Source organism: Gordonia sp. VNK1 (assembly GCF_040049135.1).
GTDB lineage: Bacteria > Actinomycetota > Actinomycetes > Mycobacteriales > Mycobacteriaceae > Gordonia > Gordonia oleivorans.
The window spans coordinates 82,567-106,101 of the sequence record NZ_JBDZDJ010000010.1 but is presented as its reverse complement, the minus strand read 5'-3'; the positions used below and the strand labels follow the sequence as shown (position 1 = coordinate 106,101).

The window sequence follows — 23,535 nt, the reverse complement described above, 5'->3', positions numbered from 1 at the left end:
TCGAATGTCGAACTGCGCCAACACCGGTTCACCCGGTCGGTGAGGTAGTAGCCTAGCCGATACATCAGCGCCGCGAGGCGGGGAGCAGGGGGACCATGATGACACTCGTTGACGCGCCGTCCGATCCACACACCGAGCCCGATGCCGATCCGGCCGTCGCGCATCGTCGTGACCGCGTTCGCCGCACACCGATACCGACCACCGTGGTCGTCGTCGAGGTCCTGCTGTTCGTCGGGCTGGCGGTCTGGGCGGCGTCGGGCTCACGGTGGGGTTGGGTCGCCCTGGCGATCGTCGCGGTGGTGTGCCTTACCGTCGTGCCGTGGCGTGATGGGATCTCCCCGATGTCCCGGCTGGGACGCCGGATCTCGTTCACCTGGACGCGGGCCCGACGACGCTCGACCGATCTGATCCCGGCACCGTTCGACATCCCACCGGCCCGGCAGACGGCCGCCGGCGCGGGATGCGCACCCGACGCCGAGACCCCCATCGGCGCACGCTGGGTCGGTCACACCCTGATCACCGCGATCCGCGTTCATCCGTGCGGGCCCGATACGACGTTCCTCACCCCGGACTCTGCGACGCCGCGCGACCCATGGGGACAACAGATCCCCCTCGAGGTACTGGCCGAGTGCATCGACCCCTACGACATTCCGCTGGCATCGATCGACATCGTCGGGCACGGTGGCCGCGCCTGGGGCGCCGACCGCGCCGCGGCGGCGTATCGCGCCACGCTGGGTCCGCTGCCGGCCACCGCCCTGCGTACCACCCTGGTGATCTTGCGACTGGATCCCCGGGACTGTCCGGACGCCATCGCCCGGCGCGGCGGCGGTGCGGTGGGTGCGTTGCGTGCGGCGACGATCACCACCCGTCGGGTCATCGCTCGCCTCGCCGAGCAGGGACTGGCCGTCTCGGCGTTGTCGGCCGCCGAGATCTCCTCGGTCACCGATCAACTCACCGGCGGCTGTTCCCCCGACGAGGTGACCGAGGCCTGGAACGGGGTGAGCTCGATGCGCCTGCACATGTGTGTGGCCGCGGTCGAGCCCACGACTCTGGTCGAGGTCGCCACGCGTGTGTGGGCGATGCCGGCCGCGGCCACCACCCTGACCATCCGCCTGTCCCGAAACGCCGCCGGCGGACTCCGGGTCGCCGGGCTGGTGCGCCTCGATGACCATCGCGGCGGCCCCGATCTGCCGCGTGCGCACCGGCATCGGGGCCTTCGTCCGTTGCCCGGCAACCAGTTCGACGCCTTCACCGCGGGTGTGCCGATGGCCTCGTCGTCGCGGTTGCACCGGTTGCTGCCCGCACTCGAGGGTGCCGACGCGCAGGCCGCCCTTTCCCGGATGCAGATCCCGGCAGCGGGTTGCGGGCAACTCGTCGGCGCGGACCGTTCCGGCCGCGCGGTCGCGGTGCCGCTCGCCGGACCGGGAATCGGCACCGTCGCGGTGTCCGGTGACCGGACGTTGTTGGCGCAGACGGTCCTTCGGACCGTCGCCACCGGCATCCCGGTGATCGTCCGTGCGGCCGACCCGCTGCGATGGCGCGGACTCGTCGAGGCTGTTGCCGCACCGCATCTCCTGACGTTCGCCGATCACCGGGTATCGGCGGGGTCGGGACTGCGGGTCGAGGTCTTCGACGGCGTGAACACCCCCGCTTGCGCACCCGACCCGGGGTGCACCCGCTTCGTCGTGATGGCCGACGCCGACGTGGCCGCCGCAGCCCGGGCGGACGTCGCGCTGATTCAGAATCCCACTGCGCCGCAGCGGGTCTCAGTACTCACCGGCCGCCATCGCACCGAGGTGACGATGGTCGCCACCGCCGCGGAACAGGCGTTGTACGCCGGAGGTCACTGAGCGCGGATCGGCACCAGCGCCCGGAAGAACACCGCGCGCGCGGAATCGGCGCGTACCACCACATCCGGGTCGGAGTCGGCCAGCCATGCCGCCCGGCCCGCGGGCACGGTGATCGGCGCCCCGCCCTGCGGCCGGACCTCGATCTGCCCGGAGAGCACCGCGAGGATCTGCGGCCCGGGCATGTCGAAGCTGATCGAGGCCGGCTGGGTCATGCCGGTCCCGTCGAGTTCGATTCGGGAGAGCCGGAATTCGGGTGCGGGTGTCAGATAGATGCGTTCGGCACCGACCGTGCGGATCGCCGGGATCAAGTCGTCGACGTCGACCGGGGTGAAGTCGAGGACCCGGAGCAATTCCGGCACGTCGATGTGTTTGGGCGTCAATCCGCCGCGCAGCACGTTGTCGGAGTTGGCCATGATCTCCACCCCGGTGCCGTCGAGGTAGGCGTGCAGGTTCCCGGCGGGTAGGTAGATCCCCTGCCCCGGTGTCAGGTGGACCCGGTTGAGCAGCAGCGACGCCAGTACCCCGGGGTCGTTCGGGTACATCTCGCCCAGTTGCAGGGCGGTGCGCAGTTCGGCGCCGAATGCGCTGCGTCCCGATTCCAGCAGGGTGACCGCCGCCGAGAGCACCGGCGGCATCAACGCGCCGATGGTCTGTTCCGGCAACGTCAGCCAGGTGGTGAACAGCGCCCGCAGCCCGCTCGAATCGGGTTGGCCGGCAAGCATTCCCAGATAGGGGTCCAGCTCGCTCACCTGGAGTTCGCGCAGTAGTGCGATGGTGGTGGCGGGTGCGCGGAAACCGGCCAGCGCATCGAAGTCACTCAAGGCGACGACGAGTTCGGGTTTGTGCCACGGATCGCGGTAGTTGCGGTCGCGGGCGTCGATCGGCAACCCGATCGCGTTCTCGCGGTCGAATCCCTCGCGGGCCTGCTCGGAGGACGGATGTGCTTGCAGCGACAGCGGTTCCTCGGCGGCGAGAACCTTCAGCAGGAACGGCAGCCGGCCTCCGAAGGCGGCGGCGGTGGGGGTACCGAGCGCCGCGGTGCGGTTGGTGTCGATGGCGGTCAGCAGGTCGGTCTCGGCGGTGCCGTCGGCGGTCAGTACCGATGCGGGTCCGGCGTTGTGGGCGCCGAACCACAGTTCGGCCTCCGGGTGAGGGGACGGTACCGGCCGGCCCCGGAGCGATGCGATGGCGGTCCGCGAACCCCACGCGTATGTCCTGAGATTGCCCTCGAGGACCCTCATCGGCGCCCGGCCTCGGTCAGACGCAGATACACCGCGGCCATCTCGATACGCAGCATGAGCACCAGCAACGACGTGAGATCTGCCGGCACGTCGGCGCGGTCGGCAGGGGTACCCGGCCACGATGGTGCAGCGGATGCCGTTGTGCGGGAGTCGATGTCGTCACCATCACCGACCACCACCTCTGCGGTGGGGATGCCTTCGATGCGGCGACGGGTGTGCCATTCGCGGGAGGCGGATGTGGTCACCAGCACCCGCGGCGGTGCATCCGGCCGCGGTCCGTCGATTTGCGGATCGTAGAAGATGTCGTCGGCCGGTGACGACGAGCCGGCGTCGGCCCACTGATCGCGGGCCACCCGTCCGATGTCGGTCAGATCGAGTGCCGCACCGGCGATTCCCGTCACCGCAAACATCACCCCCGAAGCTCGCCCGGCCAGCGCCGTCGTCGCCGGGGAATCCCCCGACCACACCATCGGCCCGTCACCGAGCCGCGCTGCCAGCATTTTCGCATGATTGTGGAATGTTTCCCGGCCCGGATGGTCGGCGGCCGCCTCGTCGTCGAGCGCGTCGGCGATGTCGGCAACCTCCGGTGCCGTCCCGGTGAACCGCACCTGACCCATGGAGGTCAGGACGGCGAGCAGGATCGCGACGAATCCGGCGAATCGAAACCGCGGGTCGACATCGATCCGCGGTGAGAGGTTGATTCCGTTGCCGCCCAGAGCATCCCGCAGGGGCCCCTCCACCGGTGCCGCGATCACGACTTCGGCACGTCGCCGCAGGGCGCGCGCGGCGGCGTCGGCGAGGATCATGTCGCCGCCGTCGTCGCCGGCCAGCACGACCACGTCGAGCGGTCCGATCCATCCGGGGAGTCCGGGCGCGGACACGATCGGTACGTCGATGCGGGTGGCCATCACCGCGGTGATCATCGCGGTGGCCGCGGCCGCGGCGCCACCTCCGGGACAGACCACCACGACACTGCGCGGGCGGAGTTCGGCGAGTGACTCGGTGACGCCTTCGCGGATCGCCTCGGCCACCGACCGCACCTGGGCACCGGCAAGGGCGGCCGCATGCAGCAGGCCTTCGGAATCCGCCGCGATCAGTTCCTCGACGTCGTCGAGATCGGTGGCACCGGTTCGCATGATCACCACAGTAGTCAGCCGGTCACGCCTTCGACCACCAATGGTCAGTCGACGGGGTCGGGCAGCACCCGGAGGTGTCCGCGTCGACCGGGCCGCGGCGTGGTCGGGGCGCGACGACGCTCGGTGTCGGTGGGGACGTCGGGGCGGCCGGTGGCCCGGTGGCGTCCGTGCCGGGGATCGTCGAATCCGTCGAGCGCATCGGGATGGGCCACATCGGCGGCGATCCGGCCGGCCCGTCCGCCGGTGCTGGCCTCACGGACGGCCTCGGCCAGGGCGGTCAGTTCGTAGTCCTCGGCGAGCGGTGTGGAGAATCCCCGTTCACTGCGCAGCATCTCCCAGCCTCGGGGCACGGTGATCCGTCGGGCGTGCTCGTCGCAGAGGTCCCAGGAGTGCGGTTCGGCCGAGCCGGCCAAGGGGCCGATCACCGCGGTCGACTCCGCGTAGACGAACGTCAGCGTAGCCACCGCGGAGCGGGTGCAGCCGGGCCTGCAGCACTGTCGGGGAAGCTTCACGTCCATGAGGTTAGCCCTGCGCGGATCGAACGCCGACCCCGACACGCGCGCAGAGGGTCAGACCGCCACGAGACATCGGGCACGGACCCTCCTACACTCACGCCATGCGTATCGATGGATTCCGTCCGGATCGGGCCGAACGGGGCGGCCCGGCGAGCGGCGGTGGCCGCCGACCGCCGCGGCGGCGGGAGCGGCGTGGGCGGGGTCTGCGCACCCCGTTGTTGCCGACCACGGTCCCCGCGTGGCGCAGCAAGTCCGACGAATTCGACGCCGTCGCACTCGAGGCCTTCGCCGAGATCGACCGACGCTGGCATGACGAGTTGATCGGTCTCGACATTTCGGTCGACGACATTCCGCGCATGTTGCCGCGCGATCCCGAGACGGTGGCGTGGCCCGATGAGGTCACCGCCGACGGCGCGGTCCCACTCGCACGACTCATCCCGGCGGGGGTGGATGTCCACGGTCAACCGACTCGCGCACAGATCATCCTGTTCCGTCGACCACTGGAGAGTCGCGCCCGCCGGGACACGGAGTTGATCGATCTGGTTCACGAGGTGCTCGTCCAGCAGGTGGCCACCCACCTCGGCGTCGACGAGGACACCATCGACCGGGGGCTGGATTAGACAGCGCCACCACGCTGAGCGCCGACTCCGTGCGCGCGTACTCACCGGAGTGGGTTGCATACTTCACCACCACCGCGTCGGGCGCGCCACGTCTGCACGACGAAGAGCGAGCGAGCTTGCGAGCGATGCGATGAGGAGGAAGACGTGGTGCTGTCAGCCCGGTGAGCACGCGCGGACGGAGTCCGCGCCAACCAACACAGCTCACCGGGCGCGCCACGTCTGCACGACGAAGAGCGAGCGAGCTTGCGAGCGATGCGATGAGGAGGAAGACGTGGTGCTGTCAGCCCGGTGAGCACGCGCGGACGGAGTCCGCGCCAACCAACACAGCTCACCGGGCGCGCCGCTCCTGCACGACGAAGAACGAGGAGCGAAGCGACGATGCGATGAGGAGGAAGACGTGGTGCTGTCAGCCCGGTGAGCACGCGACGGCGGAGCCGTCGCCAACAAACACAGCGCCGGCACAATCAAACAATGCCGCGCTTGAGGCGTCGTCGTTCGCGTTCGGAGAGGCCGCCCCAGATGCCGAAGCGTTCGTCGTTGCCGAGGGCGTATTCGAGGCATTCTGCTTTGACTTCGCATCCGGAGCAGATGCGTTTGGCCTCGCGGGTGGAGCCGCCCTTCTCGGGGAAGAAGGCTTCGGGGTCGGTCTGGGCGCAGAGCGCGCGTTCCTGCCACTGTTCCTCGACGTTGTCGAAGAGATCGTCAAAGTCGTTGGGTACCAACGAGAGATGACGGCGCGGCCCGGAGTCGTCGGTCGGGGCGACGTCACGCGCGGGGCTCAGATACGACTCTTCCACCGGACCGAGCGAGTGATACAACCCGTCATCGATCTCACTGGAGGGTCGCGAAAGGTCTTGTGGTTCAAGGGGATTGCCGATCGGGTTGTCGAATACCATCGCCGGCGCCTCCTGCCTGGGAAGTTGTTCTTCTTCTGCTTGTTCGCGCCACGGCGTCACTGCCGCGTCACCCCATCCACCGAATTCATCATCTGTCGTTCCACCACGTGCCAGGCGTTCGGCCTGGGACCCCGATTTCGCGAGTGCCGCCAGAGCGATCATCGGATCGAACACCCGATCGAAACTGCCTCTCGTTCAGCAATTCTCGATCTCGAACCGAAAATGACACTGATGTGATTACACACGCTGGCGACCACTCCGGTCAAGCCGAGTGGAAAATCTTCTTCATACCACCGGTTCTCCGAAACGCGAGTTACGACACGTTCGGCATGGGTTTCGTCACCAATCTCACACGTCGGCGCCGACCCCACCACTCGATCCTACGGAGGTCGTGAGCCCGCGGCCGTGAATCACCACGGGCCGTATAGGTCTACCCGAACGCACGCGCCCACCCGGTGGCGGGGTACGGGTCGCCGACGCGATCACTACAGTGGATCGCTGTGAAGGTGACCGTTCTCGTCGGTGGCGTCGGTGGCGCACGTTTCCTGCTCGGCGTCCGCGAGCTCCTCGGGCCGACGCCGTTTCCCCCGGCGGCCGACCCGGGCGAGGCCGCTCCGGAGGCCTCCGCCCATGAGATCACCGCGATCGTCAACGTCGGCGATGACGCATGGATGCACGGGGTGCGCATCTGTCCCGATCTGGACACGTGCATGTACACCCTGGGCGGCGGTATCGACACCGAGCGCGGATGGGGGCGCCGCGACGAGACCTGGAATGCCAAGGACGAGCTCGCGGCCTATGGTGCGGACCCGGATTGGTTCGGTCTCGGCGACCGTGACCTGGCAACGCATCTGATCCGGACGCAGATGCTGGCGGCCGGTTACCCGCTCTCCGATGTCACTGCGGCCCTGTGCAAACGGTGGCAACCCGGGGTGCGTCTGTTGCCGGCGACCGATGACCGGCACGAGACCCACGTCCGGGTGGCCGCACCGGGTGGCACCGGACCCGACGATCAGATCGCCATCCATTTCGAGGAGTGGTGGGTTCGCTATCGGGCGAAGATCCCGACCTTCGGGTTCGCGACCCTCGGGCACGACGACACCCGGGCGGCGCCGGGTGTGCTGGATGCGATCACCGATGCCGACGTCGTGATCCTGGCGCCGAGCAACCCCGTCGTCAGCATCGGGATGATCCTGACCGTCCCGGGGGTGCGCAGCGCCCTGCGCACCACCTCGGCCCCGGTGGTCGGGGTGTCTCCGGTGATCGACAACCGGCCCCTGCGGGGCATGGCCGATGAGTGCCTCTCGGTGATCGGGGTCGAGACCTCGGCGGAGGCCATCGCCGCGCACTACGGACCGCGCAGCGGCAACGGGCTTCTCGACGGCTGGTTGATCGCCGACGGCGACGACGCGGCGGTCGAGGGGATCTCGATCGGGTCGGCGCCGCTGCTGATGAGCGATCCGATCACGACCGCACACATGGTGCGGGCGGCGTGCGCGCTGGTCGGCGTCGACACCCCGGCGGTGCGCGGATGACGCCACGCGACCACCGGGCGGGCGGGGCCATCTCGATCCGGCCGGTCACCGGTCTGCCCGAGTTCGGCCCGCACTCCGACCTCGCCGCCGAAATCCTGGCTGCCGCACCATGGTTGGCGGGCGGTGATGTCGTCGTGGTGACGAGCAAGGTGTTCTCCAAGATCGAGGGACGGATGGTGGTGGCACCCACCGACCCCGAGGAGCGGGATGCGTTGCGCCGCCGTCTCGTCGAACAGGAATCGGTCCGGGTGATCGCGCGCAAGAACCGCACCCTGATCACCGAGAACCGACTCGGCCTGATTCAGGCGGCCTCGGGCATCGACGGATCGAACGTGCCGACCGATTCCCTGGCACTGCTGCCGGAGGACCCCGATGCCAGTGCCCGGCGATTGCGGGAGGCGTTGGGCGCCCGCGGGTTCGACGTCGCGGTGATCGTCACCGACACCATGGGGCGGGCGTGGCGTACCGGGCAGACCGACGTCGCGATCGGGTCGTCGGGTATCGCGGTCAGCCATCCGTACGAGGGCGGCGTCGACGCCTACGGCAACCCTCTCCTGGTGACCGACATCGCGGTTGCCGACGAGATCGCCGCGGCCGCCGATCTGGTCAAGGGCAAACTCGCGGGTGTTCCGGTGGCGGTGGTGCGCGGCCTGAGCGTCACCGACGACGGGTCACGGGCCACCGACCTGATCCGGCCGATCGCCGAGGATCTCTTCCACCTCGGCACCGCCGAGGCCATCGAGCGGGGACGTCGTGAGGCACTGCTGACCCGGCGGTCGGTGCGGTCGTTCGACACGCGCGCGGTGTCACCCGAGGACATCCGTGCCGCCTGTGCCGACGCGCTGACCGCGCCGGCGCCGCACCACACCCATCCGGTGCGGTTCGTGTGGTTGCGCGATCCGGCACGGCGCACCGCCCTGTTGGAGGCGATGACGCGGCGGTGGCGGTCGGATCTGACCGCCGATGACAAGACCCCCGATTCCATCGAGGCCCGACTCCGGCGCGGCCGGATCCTCTACGACGCGCCAGAACTGGTGATCCCGTTCCTCGTCGCCGACGGCGCGCACGAGTATCCCGACCCGCGTCGCAACGAGTGCGAGCACACCATGTTCACCGTCGCCGCCGGAGGTGCGGTCAACGCCTTGCTGGTGGCGTTGTCGGTGCGCGGCCTCGGCAGTTGCTGGGTCGGTTCGACCATCTTCGCCGCCGACGTCGTGCGCGATGCCCTCGATCTCGGGTCGTCGTGGGAACCGTTGGGCGCCATCGCGATCGGCCATCCCACCGAGGAACTGTCGGTGCGCTCACCCGCGCCGGTCGACGAGTGGCTGGTGGAACTGTGAGTGCCGCGTCGTTGCATGCGTCGGCGGTGGAATTGCTGAGCGGATGGTCGGCCCCCGACGCCGCGCAGGATGCCCTGCGGCACACCTATCTGGCTTTCCTGGCCGCCACCGACGACGCCTGTCTGCGGGCCTGCGCGGCCGGTCATCTGACGGCGTCGGCCATCGTCTTCGACGCCGCGCGTGAGCACGTGCTGCTGACACTGCATCCGCGCGTGGGGAAATGGGTTCAGCTCGGCGGTCATTGCGAACCCGACGACGAGTCCATCACCGCGGCGGCCCGGCGCGAGGCGCGCGAGGAGTCCGGGATCGGCGACCTGGAGATCACCGGTGGGCTCGTCGCGCTGCACACTCACCCGATCACCTGCTCGCTCGGCGTGCCGACCCGCCACCTCGACATGCAGTTCGCGGTCGTCACCGCGCCGACCGCGACGGGCGCCCCGCCGCCGATCGAGTGCAGTTCCGAGTCGGTCGACCTGCGCTGGTGGCCGGTCGACGCGCTGCCCGACGCCGTCGACCACGTAACCGTGCCGGCACTGATCGGCGCTGCGCTGAGGCACTGAACCGCTGCGCCCGGACGCGCCTAGACGCGGATGTTCTTGCCCACGGTGACGACGCCGCCGGCGCTGACCGCATACTTCGCGCGATCGGCCTCGAGGTCGACGCCGAGTTGTTCACCCTCACCCACGACGACGTTCTTGTCGAGGATGGCGTGACGCACGACAGCGCCCTTGCCGATCCGCACGCCCGGCATCAGCACGCTGCCCTCCACCACCGCGCCGTCCTCGATCATCACGTTGGCCGAGAGCACCGATGTGGACACCGACGCGGCCGAGACGATGCATCCGGCCCCGACCACCGAGTCCTGGGCGTGGCCGCCCTGAACGAACTTGGCGGGCGGCAGATGCAGCGTCTCGCCGCGGATCGGCCAGCGCCGGTTGTAGAGGTTGAACACGGGGTGGACCGACACCAGATCCATGTGGGCGTCGTAGAAGGCGTCGAGGGTACCGACGTCGCGCCAGTACCCCTTGTCGCGTTCGGTGGCGCCGGGGACCTCGTTGTCGGCGAAGTCGTACACGTAGGCGCTGCCCTGCGAGACGAAGGCGGGGATGATGTCGCCGCCCATGTCGTGATCGGAGTCGGAGTCGGCGGCATCGGCCCGGATGGCCTCGACGAGCGCCTCGGTGGTGAACACGTAGTTGCCCATCGACGCGAAGGTGACCTCCGGATCGTCGGGCGTTCCGGGAGGATCCGACGGCTTCTCGAGGAATCGGGTGATCAACCCCGAATCGTCGGAATCGATGCAGCCGAAGGCGGTGGCCTCCGCACGCGGAACGCGGATGCCGGCGACGGTCACGTCGGCACCGGAATCGATGTGGGCCTCGACCATCTGCGACGGATCCATCCGGTACACGTGGTCGGCGCCGAAGACCACGATGTACTCGGGCTGCTCGTCGTGGATGAGGTTCATCGACTGGAAGATCGCATCGGCGCTGCCGGTGTACCAGCGCGGGCCGAGCCGCTGCTGGGCGGGGACCGGCGTGATGTACTCCCCGTGAAATCCCGATGACCACCAGGTCTGACTGATGTGACGGTCGAGTGAATGCGACTTGTATTGCGTCAGAACGCAAATGCGTTCGTATCCGGCGTTGACCAGATTGGACAGGACGAAGTCGATCAACCGGTACGCGCCGCCGAACGGAACCGCCGGTTTCGCGCGGTCCATCGTCAGGGGGTACAGGCGTTTTCCCTCACCGCCAGCGAGGACGATTCCGAGCACATGCGGCTGTGATCTCACACTCACAAACTTAACCGTCAACACCCGCCCCGGCCAGGTGAACACACCACCTCGTCGGTGTGAGCTTGCAGGCGCGCCGACGACTTGACGCACTTCGATGGCGAAGAGCCGTCGCGGGCACTAGCGTCTCTAGCCATGCGGGTGGCGATGATGACACGGGAATATCCGCCCGAGGTCTACGGTGGGGCCGGTGTCCATGTGACCGAGTTGGTCAGGCATCTACGCGATCTCGTCGACGTGGACGTGCACTGCATGGGCGCCCCCCGCGATACCGCCGAGGTCTACTCCCCCGACCCCGGACTGGCCGGCGCGAACGCCGCGATCACCACGTTGTCGGCGGATCTGCGGATGACCGTCGGGGCCGCCGGAGCCGACCTGGTGCACTCCCACACCTGGTACACCGGGCTCGCCGGGCACCTGGCCGGTGCGCTCTACGACGTGCCACATGTGTTGACCGCACACTCACTGGAGCCGATGCGGCCGTGGAAGGCCGAACAACTCGGCGGCGGATACCGGGTGTCGAGTTGGGTCGAACGCAACGCCGTCGAATACGCCGATGCGGTGATCGCCGTCAGCACCGGCATGGCGGGCGATGTCTGCGCCACCTATCCGCGCCTCGATCCGGAACGAGTTCACGTGGTGCGCAACGGAATCGACACGACGCAGTGGTATCCGGTGGATGACCCCTTCGGTCCCGAGTCCACCTTGACCGCACTCGGTGTCGACCCGAACCGTCCGATCGTGGCCTTCGTCGGGCGCATCACCCGGCAAAAGGGTGTCGCCCACCTCGTCGCCGCCGCCCATCATTTCGATCCCGAGATCCAGTTGATCCTGTGTGCCGGCGCGCCGGACACCCCGGAGATCGGTGCCGAGGTCGAGGCCGCGGTGTCGGCGTTGTCGGGGTCACGCGACGGCGTGTACTGGATCCGGGAGATGCTGCCCCATCCGCGTATCCGCGAAATACTGACCGCAGCAACGGTTTTCGTATGCCCATCGGTGTACGAGCCACTGGGAATCGTCAATCTCGAGGCAATGGCGTGCTCGACGGCGGTGGTGGCGTCGGCGGTCGGCGGCATCCCCGAGGTGGTCGTCGACGCCGTGACCGGGGTGCTGGTCCCCTATGACCCGGCGGACCCGGTCGCCTTCGAGCGCGGACTGGCCGACGGCGTCAACACCGTGAGCGCAGATCCGGCGTCGGCGGCTGCCATGGGCCGTGCCGGGCGGGAACGTGCGGCCACCGAATTCTCCTGGGCGACGATCGCCGAGCAGACGCTGGGGGTCTATCGGGCCGCCGCGCGGTAGCCGTCGAATTCTCCGGACCACCATCGCCGTCATCACCGGCCGGCGGTCCGCGGCCGGCACACGGTGATCGTGACCGCGCACGTCACCTCGATCGGCCCACCGGCCTGCGCCACCCACTGTGCCGCGAGTTCGTCGATGTGCGCGCGTGGGTGATGAAACGCCGACGGCCCCATCGCCACCAGATCGGCGATGACGGGTGCGTCGACGACGACGGCCGATCGCACCGACCGACGCCCGAGGATCTCGAAATCCGGTTCCATCGCCGCCTCGATCCGGGTGTCCTTGTCCGGCGCGACATTCAGCATGCCCATCGGCGCGATGAGTTCGTGCAGGTGGTCGGCCTGCGGGGAGACGATCACCAGGTGACCGTCGGGTGTGAGCACCCGTGCGGTCGCCGTCGCATTGCGGGGCGCGAACACCGACAGGGCCAGTGTCGCGGTGGCATCGCCCATCGGGATCGACCGCCACACGTCGGCGACGACGGCGACTGCGGCGGGGCGCTCCCGCATGACCGCGCGGGCACAGTATTTCGACAGATCGAACACCACTCCGCGCGCGTCCGGGAGCCTGCGCAGACACGCCCGCAGATACACCCCCGGCCCGCCTCCGAGATCGACGAGGACCGGCGAGGGTTCCGGCCCGACGAGGTCAGCGACCACGTCGGCGGTGGCCGCGACGACGGCGTCGAGGACACCGGCCTCATGCACGCGCAGTCGTGCGGCGACCATGTCGGCGGTGTCGGCACGGAGAGCGCCGGATTTCCCATCCAGCAGAGAGACGTAACCCTGACGGGCGATGTCGAAAGAATGACGCCGATCGCAGCGCAGTGCGCTGCGATCGGCCATCAGTTCCAGCGGCCCGGTACACACCGGGCATCGGAAGGACGCAACCATCTCGGCCAGGGCCGAGATACGGTCGGGCCCGGTCAGCCGGTGACCCCGCGCAACTCCTCACCGAGTGCGGCGGCCTCGTCGGCGGTCAGTTCGACCACCAGACGCCCACCACCCTCGATCGGAATGCGAACGACGATCCCACGTCCTTCCTTGGCCGCCTCGAGGGGCCCATCCCCAGTCCGTGGCTTCATCGCCGCCATTCTCAAACTCCCTTCAGAGTTCTGTGTCGCCGAGTGCATCCGGCAACCACGACGATCGACTCTCGGCCGGTCATGGTGGCTGCCGCCACAGTCATGATACGTGGCCGCGTGGGCCGGACCGCGCGGAGGCGGCCCGTGTGTCAGGGTTCGGGCACGTCTTCGGCGTCGGGGGTGATCGTGTCGGCGTCGGTCGGCGCCGCGGCAGGGTCGGTGAGGCGCTCGGCCGGAACGCTGTCGGTGGCCGCAGGCGTGGCGTCATCAGCCTCGTGCCGGCCGAGCATCCCGGCCGAGGGGTACCCGACCGACACCGTGTCGCGCGCATCCTGCAGCTGTTGGATCAGGGCACGCAGATCGTCGATCTCGTCGGCCAGTCGGGCCAGCGCCCAGTCGACCTCACTCTGCTTGTAGCCACGGACCGTGAGCGCGAAGGTCAGCGCACGGACGTCGTATCCGTGGATCCCGTTGCGTGGCAGACGCGTCAGTGTGGACGAGTCGTCGATCGGCGGCAGATCTTCGCCGCGGCCGAAGACGAACCAGACCACGGCGAAGATGACGGCCACCACGACAGCCATGATCAGCAGGTACAGCAAGAGGGTCTGCATCAGACCATGGTGTCAGACCGGCGGGTGGGAGCCGCCCCGCGACCGGCGGATCAGGAGGCGATCTCCTCGCCGTCGGAGTCGATGTCGACCGCGCGCAGCGTCTTCATCGGCGGACGGTCCTCGAGGTACACCTCGGTGGTGTGCGGGGTGAAGGTGCCGTCGGGTTCGGCGGTGAACTGTGTGAGTCCGACCCCGGATTCCTCGATGCCGCAGCGTCGCATCAGGGTGCCGACGATCTGCCTGCTCATCACGCCGAGTTCGATCAGCGGACGATTCCGGTGCGTGCGGACCCCGAGATTGACCTGGCCGATCCCGTTGAGTCCGTATCGATCGTAGGTGTCGATCAGCAGGCCGATCTCCACCCCGTATCCCGGTGCGAACGGCACCGACGACAGCATTTCGCGGGTGCCGGCGTACTCGCCGCCCAGCGGCTGCAGGACGGCGGTCAGCTCGGGCTTCTGCGAGGCCAGCAACGGGCGGGCGACGAGTTCGGTGACCCGGCCGCCACCGTTGGCGTCTTGAGTTCCCCCGGTTCGCAGCGGGCGCCGGTAGTAGCCCTTGACCAGTTGGATGTCGGGGTTGACCAGCAGCGGTCCGAGCATCTTCGGCACGAACATCGGGTCCGGGTCGATGAGGTCGGAGTCGACGAAGGCGATGATGTCGCCGGTGGCCACGGCGATCGAGCGCCACAGCACCTCACCCTTACCCCTGACGGGTTCGAGTTCGGGCACCGCCTCCTCGCGGCTGATCACCTGCGCGCCGGCCATCGTGGCGCGTTCTGCGGTGGCATCGGTGGACCCGGAGTCCAACACGATCAGTTCGTCGACCAGCGTGCCCACCAGCGGGCGGATGGTCGCGATGACGTCGGCGACCGTCTCCTCCTCGTTCAGTGCGGGCAGCACCACCGACACGGTGCGACCGTCCTTGGCCTCGATGAGTTCTTCGACGGTCCAGTCCGGCTTCTCCCACGTGTGCGTGGTCGACCACCCGCTCCGGGTGTCGGAGGTGTCGGCGGAGGCGGGCCACATCGCCGCCTTGTCGCGGCCGGTGGAACCGGAGGTGGTGCGTCCGGCGATCGTTCGACGATTCTGGGTTCGACGTACCTTCTTGGTCATGCGAGTCCCCTGACTGCTCTGGCTGGAGGCCGTGTGCCCGCTATCGCGGCGACCATGTCGACCACACGTCGGGTGGCGGCGACCTCGTGTACACGGAAGATCCGGGCGCCGTGTTCGGCGCTCAGAGCCGTTGCCGCGAGTGTGCCCTCCACTCGATGTGCGAGATCCACACCCAGAGTCTCCCCCACGAAATCCTTGTTGCTCAGCGCCATCAGCACTGGCCAGCCGCTCTTAACAAGATCTTTTACGTGGCGTAACAAGGCCAGACCGTGGTGAGTATTTTTGCCAAAATCGTGTGTCGGGTCGATCACGATCGAGTCTCGGGCCACACCTGCGGCCTCGGCGCGGCGCGCCGCTGAGGTCACCGCGTCGAGCACGTCGGCCACCACCGCGTCCACCGAATCGCCGTATCCGACCCGGTGCGGGCGGGTACGGACCACCGCGCCACCGGTGTGCGAGCAGACGATGCCCGCGCCGCGGGCCGCGGCGACCGACACCAGATCGGGATCGGCTCCGGCCCACGTGTCGTTGATGAGGTCGGCTCCCACCGCGCATGCGGCGTCGGCGACCTCCGAACGCCAGGTGTCGACGCTGATCAGCAGATCCGGATACCGGCCGCGGATCCAGTCGATCATCGGCACCACGCGAGCCGCCTCGGTGACGGCATCGACCTCCTCGCCCGGTCCGGCCTTCACCCCACCGATGTCGACGATGTCGGCACCCTCGGCGACCACCTGGTCGATCCGCGCCTGCGCCGCCGCGTCGGAGAAGCTCGCGCCGCGGTCGTAGAAGGAGTCCGGTGTGCGGTTGACGATGGCCATCACCAGCGCACGGTCAACGGCGACCGGGCGCCCGCACAAGGTCTGTCCATACATGCCGACAGCCTACGGAGAGCGCAGTTGCGCGCGGTCGCCGCGTCGCGTTCGCCTCAGCGCCCCTCGCGCGTCGCGTCAGCCCTTGGGTGCCTTGGCCGCGGCGACATCGTCCGGGTAGGACTCGTAGAACTCGACATAGCCCTTGTCCCGGCCGGCGAGTACGTAGAGCGGGTCGTCACCCGGCTTGGAGTACCCCTCCTCACGCAGCTCCACCTTGCGGTTCTTGAAGGTGGAGGTCGCCTCCAGCGCGCCGACGATCCGGACGAACAGCGGCATCGCGTAGCTCGGCAGGGCGTCGTAGAGGTGTTTGGCCAGCTGGGCGCCGTCGAAGCTCTCGCCCTCGCGGATCGTGATCGCCGCCATCCCCGCCTTGCCGTCGGTACCCGGGACCTCGACCCCGAAGACCACCGACTGTGCCACCATCGGGCTTCCGTCCAGGCCGGCCTCGACCTCGGTGGTGGCGACGTTCTCGCCCTTCCAGCGGAAGGTGTCGCCGAGGCGATCGACGAAGGCGATGTGACTGAAGCCCTGATCGCGGACGAGATCGCCGGAGTTGAACCACGCATCGCCTTCCTTGAAGGCATCGCGGACGATCTTCTTCTCGGTCTCGGCCGGATCGGTGTAGCCGTCGATCGGGACCCGGTCGTTGATGCCGGACAGCAGCAGGCCGGTGCCGCCGCGCCCGACCTTGGTCAGCCGTCCCTTGTCGTTGCGTTTGGGCTTGCCGCCCTCGTCGTAGTCGACGATCGCGTAGGGCAGCGGGCAGAAACCGGCCGTGCGGCTCGCGCTGAAGGCGTTGACGAAGACCAGGTTGAGTTCGCTGGCGCCGTAGAACTCGACGATCCGGTCGATGCCGAAACGGTCCCGGAACTCGTCCCAGATGTCCGGTCGCATGCCGTTGCCGACGACCAGACGCACACTGTGGGTACGGTCGGTGGGCTTCTCCGGTTGTGCCAGCAGATAGCGGCACAGTTCGCCGATGTAGCAGAACGCGGTGGCACGGTTGAGGATGACGTCGTCCCAGAACTTCGACGCCGAGAACTGCTTGCCGATCGCGATGCAGGCCCCCGCCGCGAGCACCGAGGACAGCGACACCGACAGGGCGTTGTTGTGGTACAGCGGCAGCGGCACGTACATCGTGTCGCTGGCGCGCAGTCGTACCGCGAGTCCACCGATCCCCGACAGGCTCGCCAACCAGCGATTGTGGCTCATCACGCTGGCCTTGGGCATCCCGGTGGTGCCGGAGGTGAAGATGTAGAACGCCTCGGTGGAGGCGGGCAGCGTGGCGGTGACCTCGGGGTCGGTCTCCGGCTTGCCCGTCGCCTCCTCGTCGAGGTCGGCGAAGGTCAGGACATGGTCGGGCAGCGCCGAGTCCGGGATCGACTCGAAGGCCTCGGCGCAGTCGGGATCGTGGATGAGCACCCGCGCCCCGAGCAGGTTCATGCTGTGTTCGAGGACCGAGCCACGCTGGTTGTAGTTCAGCATCCCGGCGATGGCGCCGAGTTTGACGGTGGCGAGCATGATCAGCAGGTCGGTGGCCGAGTTCTTGGCCAGGATGGCGACCACGTCACCGGTCTGCACACCCTTGTCGGTGAGCACCGCGGCGTAGCGGTTGACCGTGCGGTTGGCCTCACCGTAGGTGGTGGTCTTGCCGCCGAAGCGGACGAACGGCCGGTCGGGGTGGCTGCTCGCATGATTCTGGAAGATCGACCCGATCGTGCGTTTGGCATCCGGGGGCCGCCGGATCAGTCCGGGCGCGTGCTTGATCATCTGATGGGCCTGCGGCGCCATCTTGAGGACGCCTTTGACCAGATCTGAGATTCCGACGACCGATGGGGTGTCGTGGGACGACATTCGAGGTTCTCGCTCTCCGTGGACGACGACGGTGTTTCGCGGGTGCGTGCGGCTATCTTACCGGGCAGTAGCAAGTGCCAGGGCGTCGTCCACCGAATCGGTCACCCGCAGGCGATCCAGCGAACTCTGTGCGACGAACCCCTGACCCACCAGATCACCGAGCCACGACAGCAGGGGCGCGTAGAAGTCGACCGGATCGAGCATCACGACGGGTTTGTCGTGCATCCCGAGGAATCCCGCGGTCCATGTCTCGAACAGTTCCTCGAGGGTGCCGACGCCGCCGGGCAGGGTGATGAATCCGTCGGCGCGGTCGTCCATCATCTTCTTGCGCTCGCGCATGGTCTCGGTGATGACCAACTCGTCGGCGTCGAGATCGGCGACCTCTCGTGCCATCAGCGCCCGCGGGATGATGCCGACGGTGTGACCGCCCGCGGCGCGGGTCGCGGTGGCCACCGCACCCATCATCGACACGTTGCCACCGCCGGACACCAGGGTGTGTCCGGCCGCGCCGATCGCGGTTCCCAGATCGGCGGCGAGGTCCAGAAACGGTTGCGCCACATGCCGGCCCGACGCGCAATACACACAGATCACACTCATTGCCCACCCCCTGTCTCACGTGCGGCATCGCGCTGCGCGGCCGCCGCGGCGATGATCGCGACCACCTCCGCCGGCTCGTCGACCACATGCAGCAGGTCGAGGTCGTCGGCGGAGACCATCTTCTTGGCCACCAGCACCTCACGCATCCACTGCAGCAGTCCGGACCAGTGCTCGCGGCCGACGAGCACGATCGGAAACCGGACGACCTTCTTGGTCTGCACGAGGGTCAGCGCCTCGAAGAGTTCATCGAGCGTGCCGAATCCGCCGGGCAGACACACGAATGCCTGCGCGTACTTCACGAACATCGTCTTGCGGACGAAAAAGTAACGGAAGTTCATGCCCACGTCGACCCAGGGATTGAGGTGCTGCTCGAAGGGCAGTTCGATGTTGAGCCCGATGGACTTCGCCGACGCCTCACACGCACCCCGGTTGGCGGCCTCCATCGCGCCCGGACCGCCGCCGGTGATGACGGCATACCCGGCCTCGCCGAGCGCCCGGCCGACCTCAACCGCGAGCGCGTATTCCGCGGAGTCGGGCGCCGAGCGGGCCGAACCGAATACGGTGACCGCCTCGGCCACCTCACTGAGCGCGTCGAAACCGGCCACGAATTCCGATTGGATGCGCAGCACCCGCCAGGAGTCGCGCATCGTGCGATCCGCGCGCAGGGCGGCATCGCGCGGATCGACCCACTCGAGGAACCGGCGGTCGGTGGTCTTCTCCGGGGCCTCGCCCTGACGGATCCGCATCGGACCCACGTAGCGGGTGCCCTCCTGGTCGTCGTCGACGCGGAGTTCTCGTGTGGTCTCGTCGTCACCTGGGTTCGTCATGACCGCAACGGTATCCGCCCGATCAGGACAGATAGGCCCGCAACAGATCGGTGACCTCCCGGATCTGGGCCACCGGCACCCGTTCGTCGACGCGGTGCGCGAGGCTCGGGTCCCCCGGGCCGAGGTTGACCGCCGGGATGCCGAGGGCAGAGAACCGTGACACGTCGGTCCAGCCGTACTTCGCGCGGAAGCGGCCCGACGCCGCCGCGACCAGTGCCGCGGCGGCCGGATGGGACAGCCCCGGAAGGGCCCCGGAGGCGGAGTCGGTCAGTTCCATGGTGACCGCACCGGTCGAGAGCGGACCGGCGAACACCGCACGCACATGTTCCAGCGCGGTCTCGATGCTGCGATCGGGGGCGAAGCGGAAGTTGACGTCAACGAAGGCCGCATCGGGGACCACGTTGCCGGCCACGCCACCGCCGATCCCGACCGCCGAGAGCCCCTCCCGATACTCGCAGCCGTCGATGTCGACCCGCCGGGGCCGGTAGTCGGCGAGCGTCGTCAACACATCGCCCAGCTTGTGAATCGCGTTGTCGCCCATCCATGCTCGCGCCGAGTGCGCACGGGTGCCGGTGGCGCTCAATCGCACCCGCAGGGTGCCCTGGCAGCCCGCCTCGATCTGACCGGCGGTGGGCTCGCCGAGGATCGCGACGTCACCGGCGAGCCACTGCGGCAACTCGCGCTCGATGGTCCCGAGACCGTTGAACTCCGCGGCGATCTCCTCGCAGTCGTAGAAGATCAGCGTCAGATCGTGGGCCGGGTTCTCCAGCGTCGCGGCCAGATGCAGGAAGACCGCGTCACCGGATTTCATGTCGACGGTGCCGCAGCCGTGCAGCACATCGCCCTCGGCGTCGTCGACGGTGCGCCGGTGCGGCAGGTTCCCGGCGACCGGGACGGTGTCGAGGTGCCCGGCGAGGATCACCCGGCTGTCCAGGCCGCGGTCGGTCCGGGCCAGCACCTGGTTGCCACGTCGGACGATCTCGAATCCCGTTGTCTGGGTGCGCAGGGCGGCTTCCACGGCGTCGGCGATGAGCGACTCGTCGCGCGATTCGCTCGGGATGTCGACGAGGGCGGCGGTCAGTTCGACGGGATCGGCATGCAGGTCCAGCTCGGGGATGTCGGTCACCGGTCCACGGTAGCCCGGCCGGATCGGCCGTCGGCGACGACCGGCTCAGACCGTGTGCAACTCCGCGGCGCCGAAGGACACGCTGAACTGCACGCACCACAACACCACCGCCGGGTAGGTGGCCAGATCGGTCCCCGCCGGGATCTCGTACACCTGATCGCCGCGATTGCCCTTGATCGGCCCCAGATCGACGTACGCCGCGTCGCCCGCGGTGCGCCACCCGGAGAACCCCGGGATCACCTCGCCGGCCGACAACCAGACGTGCACATCCGGACCGGTGGTGGTGTCCAGGTTCTCGATCGCGAGAACCCTTGAGCCATCCGGTTTCTCGATGACCGACACCGATCCGGTGGTATCGTGTTCGTGGCTGATGAACTCTCCCCCGGAGAGAACAACCGGCGAACCGGTCGGCGCGTCCCCGCCCGGCGCGGCGCTGACCGCAACCGGGATCTCGTCGGCGACCTCGGTGTTGACGAAGATCAGCCAGGGTTTGAAGATCACCGCGCCGATGACCATTCCGACGATGACGACGATCCCCACTCCCCCGAGGATCCACGGCCATCGACGACGCCGTCGGGCCGGTGCGGTACCGGCCTGTGTCACACGCGATTCGGGGGGCCTCATGCCCGTCGACCCTACGGCCGCGGTCCGCCGCCGACCAGGAACTTCCACCGTTCGGATGATCTGATCAATCCGGACCAATCGGCCACGGGTCGGCGCCGAAGTCGTAGACTGGAAGTGAAGCGGGTGATCCACTACAAGGAGATGATCATCATGTCCGCTCATCATGACACCCATGGCCAACATCCGGCCGGAGTCGGTGCCTTCGTCCTGATGCTCGTCGCGTTCGCGGCACTGGCGATCACGCTGGTGGCGTTCGCCGGTGGGCACACCGTGCTCGGAATCATTGCCGCCGTGGTGACGGTGGTGGGCTTCGGCGTCACCGCCGTGATGATGACGACGATGGGACGCAAGCTCCATCACAGCGCGCTGGTCCCGGATTACACCGACACCGAGAAGCGGCACTATCAGCGGGACTACCGCAGCTAGAGCCGACCGGAGGATCGCGACCGCGCCCGGCACCGTCAAGCCCGGGCGCGGCTGACCGGTAAGCTCAATCCCCGTGACGAACAATGGTGCACACGCAGTAGGAATCGCCACCGTGACCAACGGGGGCTCCGGTGATCCCGGCGTCGTTCTCGACGTCTGGTTCCCCGAGCCGGCACTGGGAGCCGAGGGTCAGAGCGGTACCGAGATCCTCTCCGAGTCCGCGATCCCGGCCACCCTCGCCCCGCTCGTCGGCGAGGACGCCGTCCGCCGCGTGAAGACCGTTGCCGTCTCGACCGTCATCGCCGATCTCGACGCCGAACCGATCGACACCTACGACGTCTACCTGCGCCTGCATCTGCTGTCGCATCGGCTCGTCGCACCACACGGCGCGAACCTCGACGGGATCTTCGGCAAACTCGCCAACGTCGTCTGGACCAATCACGGTCCGTGCGCGGTCGACGGTTTCGAAACCGTGCGTGCCGGCCTGAAGGCACGCGGCGCGGTCACCGTGTACAGCATCGACAAGTTCCCCCGCATGGTCGACTACGTCGCACCCGGCGGCGTGCGGATCGGCGACGCCGACCGGGTCCGTCTCGGCGCCCACCTGGCACCCGGTACCACGGTCATGCACGAGGGCTTCGTCAACTTCAACGCCGGCACCCTCGGCGAATCGATGGTCGAGGGCCGCATCTCGGCGGGCGTGGTGGTCGGCGACGGCTCCGACATCGGCGGCGGCGCGTCGACGATGGGCACCCTGTCCGGCGGCGGCAAGGAACGCATCGTCCTGGGCAAGCGCTGCCTGCTCGGCGCGAACTCCGGCTGCGGCATCCCGCTCGGCGACGACTGCGTCATCGAGGCCGGCCTGTACGTCACCGCCGGCACCAAGGTCACCGGCCCGGACGGCACCACCGTGAAGGCACGTGACCTCGCCGGCCAGTCGAACCTGCTGTTCCGTCGCAACAGCCTCACCGGTGCGGTCGAGGTGGTGGCGTGGAAGGGCGACGGCATCGCCCTCAACGCGGCACTGCACAAGAACTGACAGAACTACCGGTGGCGGGTCACTCCGCCAGCCGCGCCACCGCGGCCGCGATCCGTTCGTCGGTCGCGGTGAGCGCGATCCGCACATGGTCGACACCGGCGGGCCCGTAGAAGTCGCCGGGCGCCGCGAGAATCCCGCGTTCTGCCAGCCACCGCACGGTGTCACGACCGTTGCGACCACGCGTTGCCCAGAGATACAGCCCGGCCTCGGAGTGATCGATGGTGAAGCCCGCGGCACGCACTGCCGCCGCGAGTTCCGCACGTCGCGTCTCGTACCGCTTGCGCTGTGCGTCGACGTGCCCGTCGTCGGTCAGCGCCGCGGTCATCGCAACCTGGATCGGATAGGGCACCATCAGTCCGGCGTGTTTGCGCACCGCCAGCAACTCGGCGACGAGGTCGCGGTCACCCGCGAAAAAGCCCGCGCGGTAGGACGCGAGGTTGGAGATCTTCGACAGGGAGTGCACCGCGAGCAATCCGCGGTGATCACCGTCACTGACCCGCGGATCGAGGATGGAGACCGCCTCGGCATCCCACGACAGCCCGAGGTAGCACTCGTCGGAGATGACGACGGTGTCACGTTCGCGCGCCCACTCGACCACCTTGCGCAGGTGATCGACGCCGAGCACCTTGCCGGTCGGGTTCGACGGCGAGTTGAGGAACAGCACGGCCGGACGAATCGGGCCGAGCGCCACGGTCGAATCGGCGCGCACCGGCGTGGCGCCGGCCAGCAGCGCACCCACCTCGTAGGTGGGATAGGCCACCTCGGGGATCACCACGGTGTCACCGGCGGTGACCCCGAGCAGCGAGACGACCCCGGCGATGGCCTCCTTGGTACCGATGACCGGCAGGATCGACGACTCGTCGAGCCCGGTGGCGCCGTAACGGCGGGTCAGGGCCGCGGCGGCGGCCTCCCGCAGGGCGGGCGTCCCGACGGTCGTCGGATACCCGGGAAACTCCGAGGCACCGGACAGCGCCTCCCGGATCAGCGGATCGACCGGATCCACCGGGGTACCCACGGACAGATCGACGATCCCGTCGGGATGCGAGTTCGCCAACGCCTTCGCGTCGGCGAGGGTGTCCCACGGGAAGTCGGGCAGCGCGGCGCTGACGCGGCGACGGCTCACTGTG

24 protein-coding genes are annotated in these 23,535 nt (G+C 68.5%); 8 read left to right on the top strand and 16 right to left on the bottom strand.

Annotated elements, in window-relative coordinates:
• Positions 1-95: 95 nt before the first annotated feature.
• Positions 96-1,850 carry a type VII secretion protein EccE gene (gene eccE, locus ABLE94_RS14450; protein ID WP_348807253.1) on the top strand — a complete coding sequence of 585 codons (1,755 nt, stop codon included), beginning with the start codon at positions 96-98 and terminating at the stop codon, positions 1,848-1,850.
• Here eccE and manA read toward each other — a convergent pair.
• From manA to ABLE94_RS14435, 3 genes are read right to left on the bottom strand one after another with little or no spacing between them, the layout of a single operon-like run.
• Positions 1,844-3,091 (bottom strand): mannose-6-phosphate isomerase, class I, encoded by a 1,248-nt coding sequence (gene manA, locus ABLE94_RS14445; RefSeq protein ID WP_348809087.1) that lies wholly within the window; start codon positions 3,089-3,091, stop codon positions 1,844-1,846. The two genes, eccE and manA, sit on opposite strands and share 7 nt — an antisense overlap.
• A complete protein-coding gene (locus ABLE94_RS14440; RefSeq protein ID WP_348807251.1) occupies positions 3,088-4,227 on the bottom strand; it encodes a hypothetical protein in 1,140 nt (379 codons plus the stop codon). Before ABLE94_RS14440 ends, manA begins: the two co-directional genes overlap by 4 nt.
• Positions 4,228-4,271: 44 nt before the next feature.
• Complete coding sequence (locus tag ABLE94_RS14435) at positions 4,272-4,739, bottom strand: DUF3499 domain-containing protein (protein WP_348807250.1); 468 nt, start codon at positions 4,737-4,739, stop codon at positions 4,272-4,274.
• 104 nt (positions 4,740-4,843) lie between these two features.
• Between ABLE94_RS14435 and ABLE94_RS14430 the strand changes: the two genes are divergently transcribed.
• Entirely contained in the window at positions 4,844-5,362 is a 519-nt protein-coding gene (locus ABLE94_RS14430) for a metallopeptidase family protein (protein ID WP_348807249.1), read from the top strand.
• 464 nt (positions 5,363-5,826) lie between these two features.
• On the opposite strand, the gene ABLE94_RS14425 is transcribed toward ABLE94_RS14430, so the two are convergent.
• On the bottom strand, positions 5,827-6,084 hold the full coding sequence (locus tag ABLE94_RS14425; RefSeq protein ID WP_348807262.1) for a WhiB family transcriptional regulator: 258 nt from the start codon (positions 6,082-6,084) through the stop codon (positions 5,827-5,829).
• Positions 6,085-6,758: 674 nt separating this feature from the next.
• On the opposite strand from ABLE94_RS14425, the gene cofD reads away from it, so the two are divergent.
• The 3 genes from cofD to ABLE94_RS14410 are packed head-to-tail and all read left to right on the top strand — an operon-like array spanning position 6,759 to position 9,693.
• Complete coding sequence (cofD, locus tag ABLE94_RS14420; RefSeq protein WP_348807248.1) at positions 6,759-7,793, top strand: 2-phospho-L-lactate transferase; 1,035 nt, start codon at positions 6,759-6,761, stop codon at positions 7,791-7,793.
• Positions 7,790-9,133 (top strand): coenzyme F420-0:L-glutamate ligase, encoded by a 1,344-nt coding sequence (locus tag ABLE94_RS14415; RefSeq protein ID WP_348807247.1) that lies wholly within the window; start codon positions 7,790-7,792, stop codon positions 9,131-9,133. Before cofD ends, ABLE94_RS14415 begins: the two co-directional genes overlap by 4 nt.
• On the top strand, positions 9,130-9,693 hold the full coding sequence (locus ABLE94_RS14410) for an NUDIX domain-containing protein (RefSeq protein WP_348807246.1): 564 nt from the start codon (positions 9,130-9,132) through the stop codon (positions 9,691-9,693). The genes ABLE94_RS14415 and ABLE94_RS14410 overlap by 4 nt, the downstream gene beginning before the upstream one ends.
• 20 nt (positions 9,694-9,713) lie before the next feature.
• Here ABLE94_RS14410 and glgC read toward each other — a convergent pair whose 3' ends face one another.
• Positions 9,714-10,928: a glucose-1-phosphate adenylyltransferase gene (glgC, locus tag ABLE94_RS14405; RefSeq protein ID WP_348807245.1), complete on the bottom strand. Its 1,215-nt coding sequence runs from the start codon at positions 10,926-10,928 to the stop codon at positions 9,714-9,716.
• 135 nt (positions 10,929-11,063) lie between these two features.
• Between glgC and glgA the strand changes: the two genes are divergently transcribed.
• Positions 11,064-12,230, top strand: a complete 1,167-nt coding sequence (glgA, locus tag ABLE94_RS14400; protein WP_348807244.1) for a glycogen synthase — start codon at positions 11,064-11,066, stop codon at positions 12,228-12,230.
• Positions 12,231-12,262: 32 nt separating this feature from the next.
• Here the strand turns inward: glgA and ABLE94_RS14395 are convergent, their stop codons facing one another.
• The 10 genes from ABLE94_RS14395 to ABLE94_RS14350 form a co-directional block, all read right to left on the bottom strand.
• Positions 12,263-13,123, bottom strand: a complete 861-nt coding sequence (locus ABLE94_RS14395) for a putative RNA methyltransferase (RefSeq protein ID WP_348807243.1) — start codon at positions 13,121-13,123, stop codon at positions 12,263-12,265.
• 32 nt (positions 13,124-13,155) lie between these two features.
• A complete protein-coding gene (locus tag ABLE94_RS14390; protein ID WP_004019232.1) occupies positions 13,156-13,323 on the bottom strand; it encodes a DUF3117 domain-containing protein in 168 nt (55 codons plus the stop codon).
• Positions 13,324-13,463: 140 nt separating this feature from the next.
• Positions 13,464-13,925 (bottom strand): DivIVA domain-containing protein, encoded by a 462-nt coding sequence (locus ABLE94_RS14385; protein WP_348809086.1) that lies wholly within the window; start codon positions 13,923-13,925, stop codon positions 13,464-13,466.
• 50 nt (positions 13,926-13,975) lie between these two features.
• Complete coding sequence (locus tag ABLE94_RS14380; protein WP_348809085.1) at positions 13,976-15,040, bottom strand: glucosyl-3-phosphoglycerate synthase; 1,065 nt, start codon at positions 15,038-15,040, stop codon at positions 13,976-13,978.
• Positions 15,037-15,915 carry a dihydropteroate synthase gene (gene folP / locus ABLE94_RS14375; RefSeq protein ID WP_348807240.1) on the bottom strand — a complete coding sequence of 293 codons (879 nt, stop codon included), beginning with the start codon at positions 15,913-15,915 and terminating at the stop codon, positions 15,037-15,039. The genes ABLE94_RS14380 and folP overlap by 4 nt, the downstream gene beginning before the upstream one ends.
• 75 nt (positions 15,916-15,990) lie before the next feature.
• A complete protein-coding gene (locus ABLE94_RS14370) occupies positions 15,991-17,769 on the bottom strand; it encodes a long-chain-acyl-CoA synthetase (protein WP_348809084.1) in 1,779 nt (592 codons plus the stop codon).
• A gap of 57 nt (positions 17,770-17,826) precedes the next feature.
• Positions 17,827-18,366, bottom strand: coding sequence for an LOG family protein (locus ABLE94_RS14365; protein WP_348807238.1), 540 nt, complete (start codon positions 18,364-18,366; stop codon positions 17,827-17,829).
• Positions 18,363-19,193, bottom strand: coding sequence for an LOG family protein (locus tag ABLE94_RS14360; protein ID WP_348807237.1), 831 nt, complete (start codon positions 19,191-19,193; stop codon positions 18,363-18,365). Before ABLE94_RS14360 ends, ABLE94_RS14365 begins: the two co-directional genes overlap by 4 nt.
• A 22-nt stretch (positions 19,194-19,215) precedes the next feature.
• A complete protein-coding gene (gene dapE / locus ABLE94_RS14355; protein ID WP_348809118.1) occupies positions 19,216-20,310 on the bottom strand; it encodes a succinyl-diaminopimelate desuccinylase in 1,095 nt (364 codons plus the stop codon).
• A gap of 54 nt (positions 20,311-20,364) precedes the next feature.
• Entirely contained in the window at positions 20,365-20,871 is a 507-nt protein-coding gene (locus ABLE94_RS14350; RefSeq protein WP_348809117.1) for a DM13 domain-containing protein, read from the bottom strand.
• A gap of 222 nt (positions 20,872-21,093) precedes the next feature.
• Here ABLE94_RS14350 and ABLE94_RS14345 point away from each other — a divergent pair, with 222 nt between their 5' ends.
• Positions 21,094-21,369, top strand: coding sequence for a hypothetical protein (locus tag ABLE94_RS14345; protein ID WP_348807236.1), 276 nt, complete (start codon positions 21,094-21,096; stop codon positions 21,367-21,369).
• A gap of 73 nt (positions 21,370-21,442) precedes the next feature.
• Positions 21,443-22,408 (top strand): 2,3,4,5-tetrahydropyridine-2,6-dicarboxylate N-succinyltransferase, encoded by a 966-nt coding sequence (gene dapD, locus ABLE94_RS14340; RefSeq protein ID WP_348809083.1) that lies wholly within the window; start codon positions 21,443-21,445, stop codon positions 22,406-22,408.
• Between the two features lie 19 nt (positions 22,409-22,427).
• On the opposite strand, the gene dapC is transcribed toward dapD, so the two are convergent.
• Positions 22,428-23,531 carry a succinyldiaminopimelate transaminase gene (dapC, locus tag ABLE94_RS14335; RefSeq protein ID WP_348807234.1) on the bottom strand — a complete coding sequence of 368 codons (1,104 nt, stop codon included), beginning with the start codon at positions 23,529-23,531 and terminating at the stop codon, positions 22,428-22,430.
• Positions 23,532-23,535: the final 4 nt, after the last annotated feature.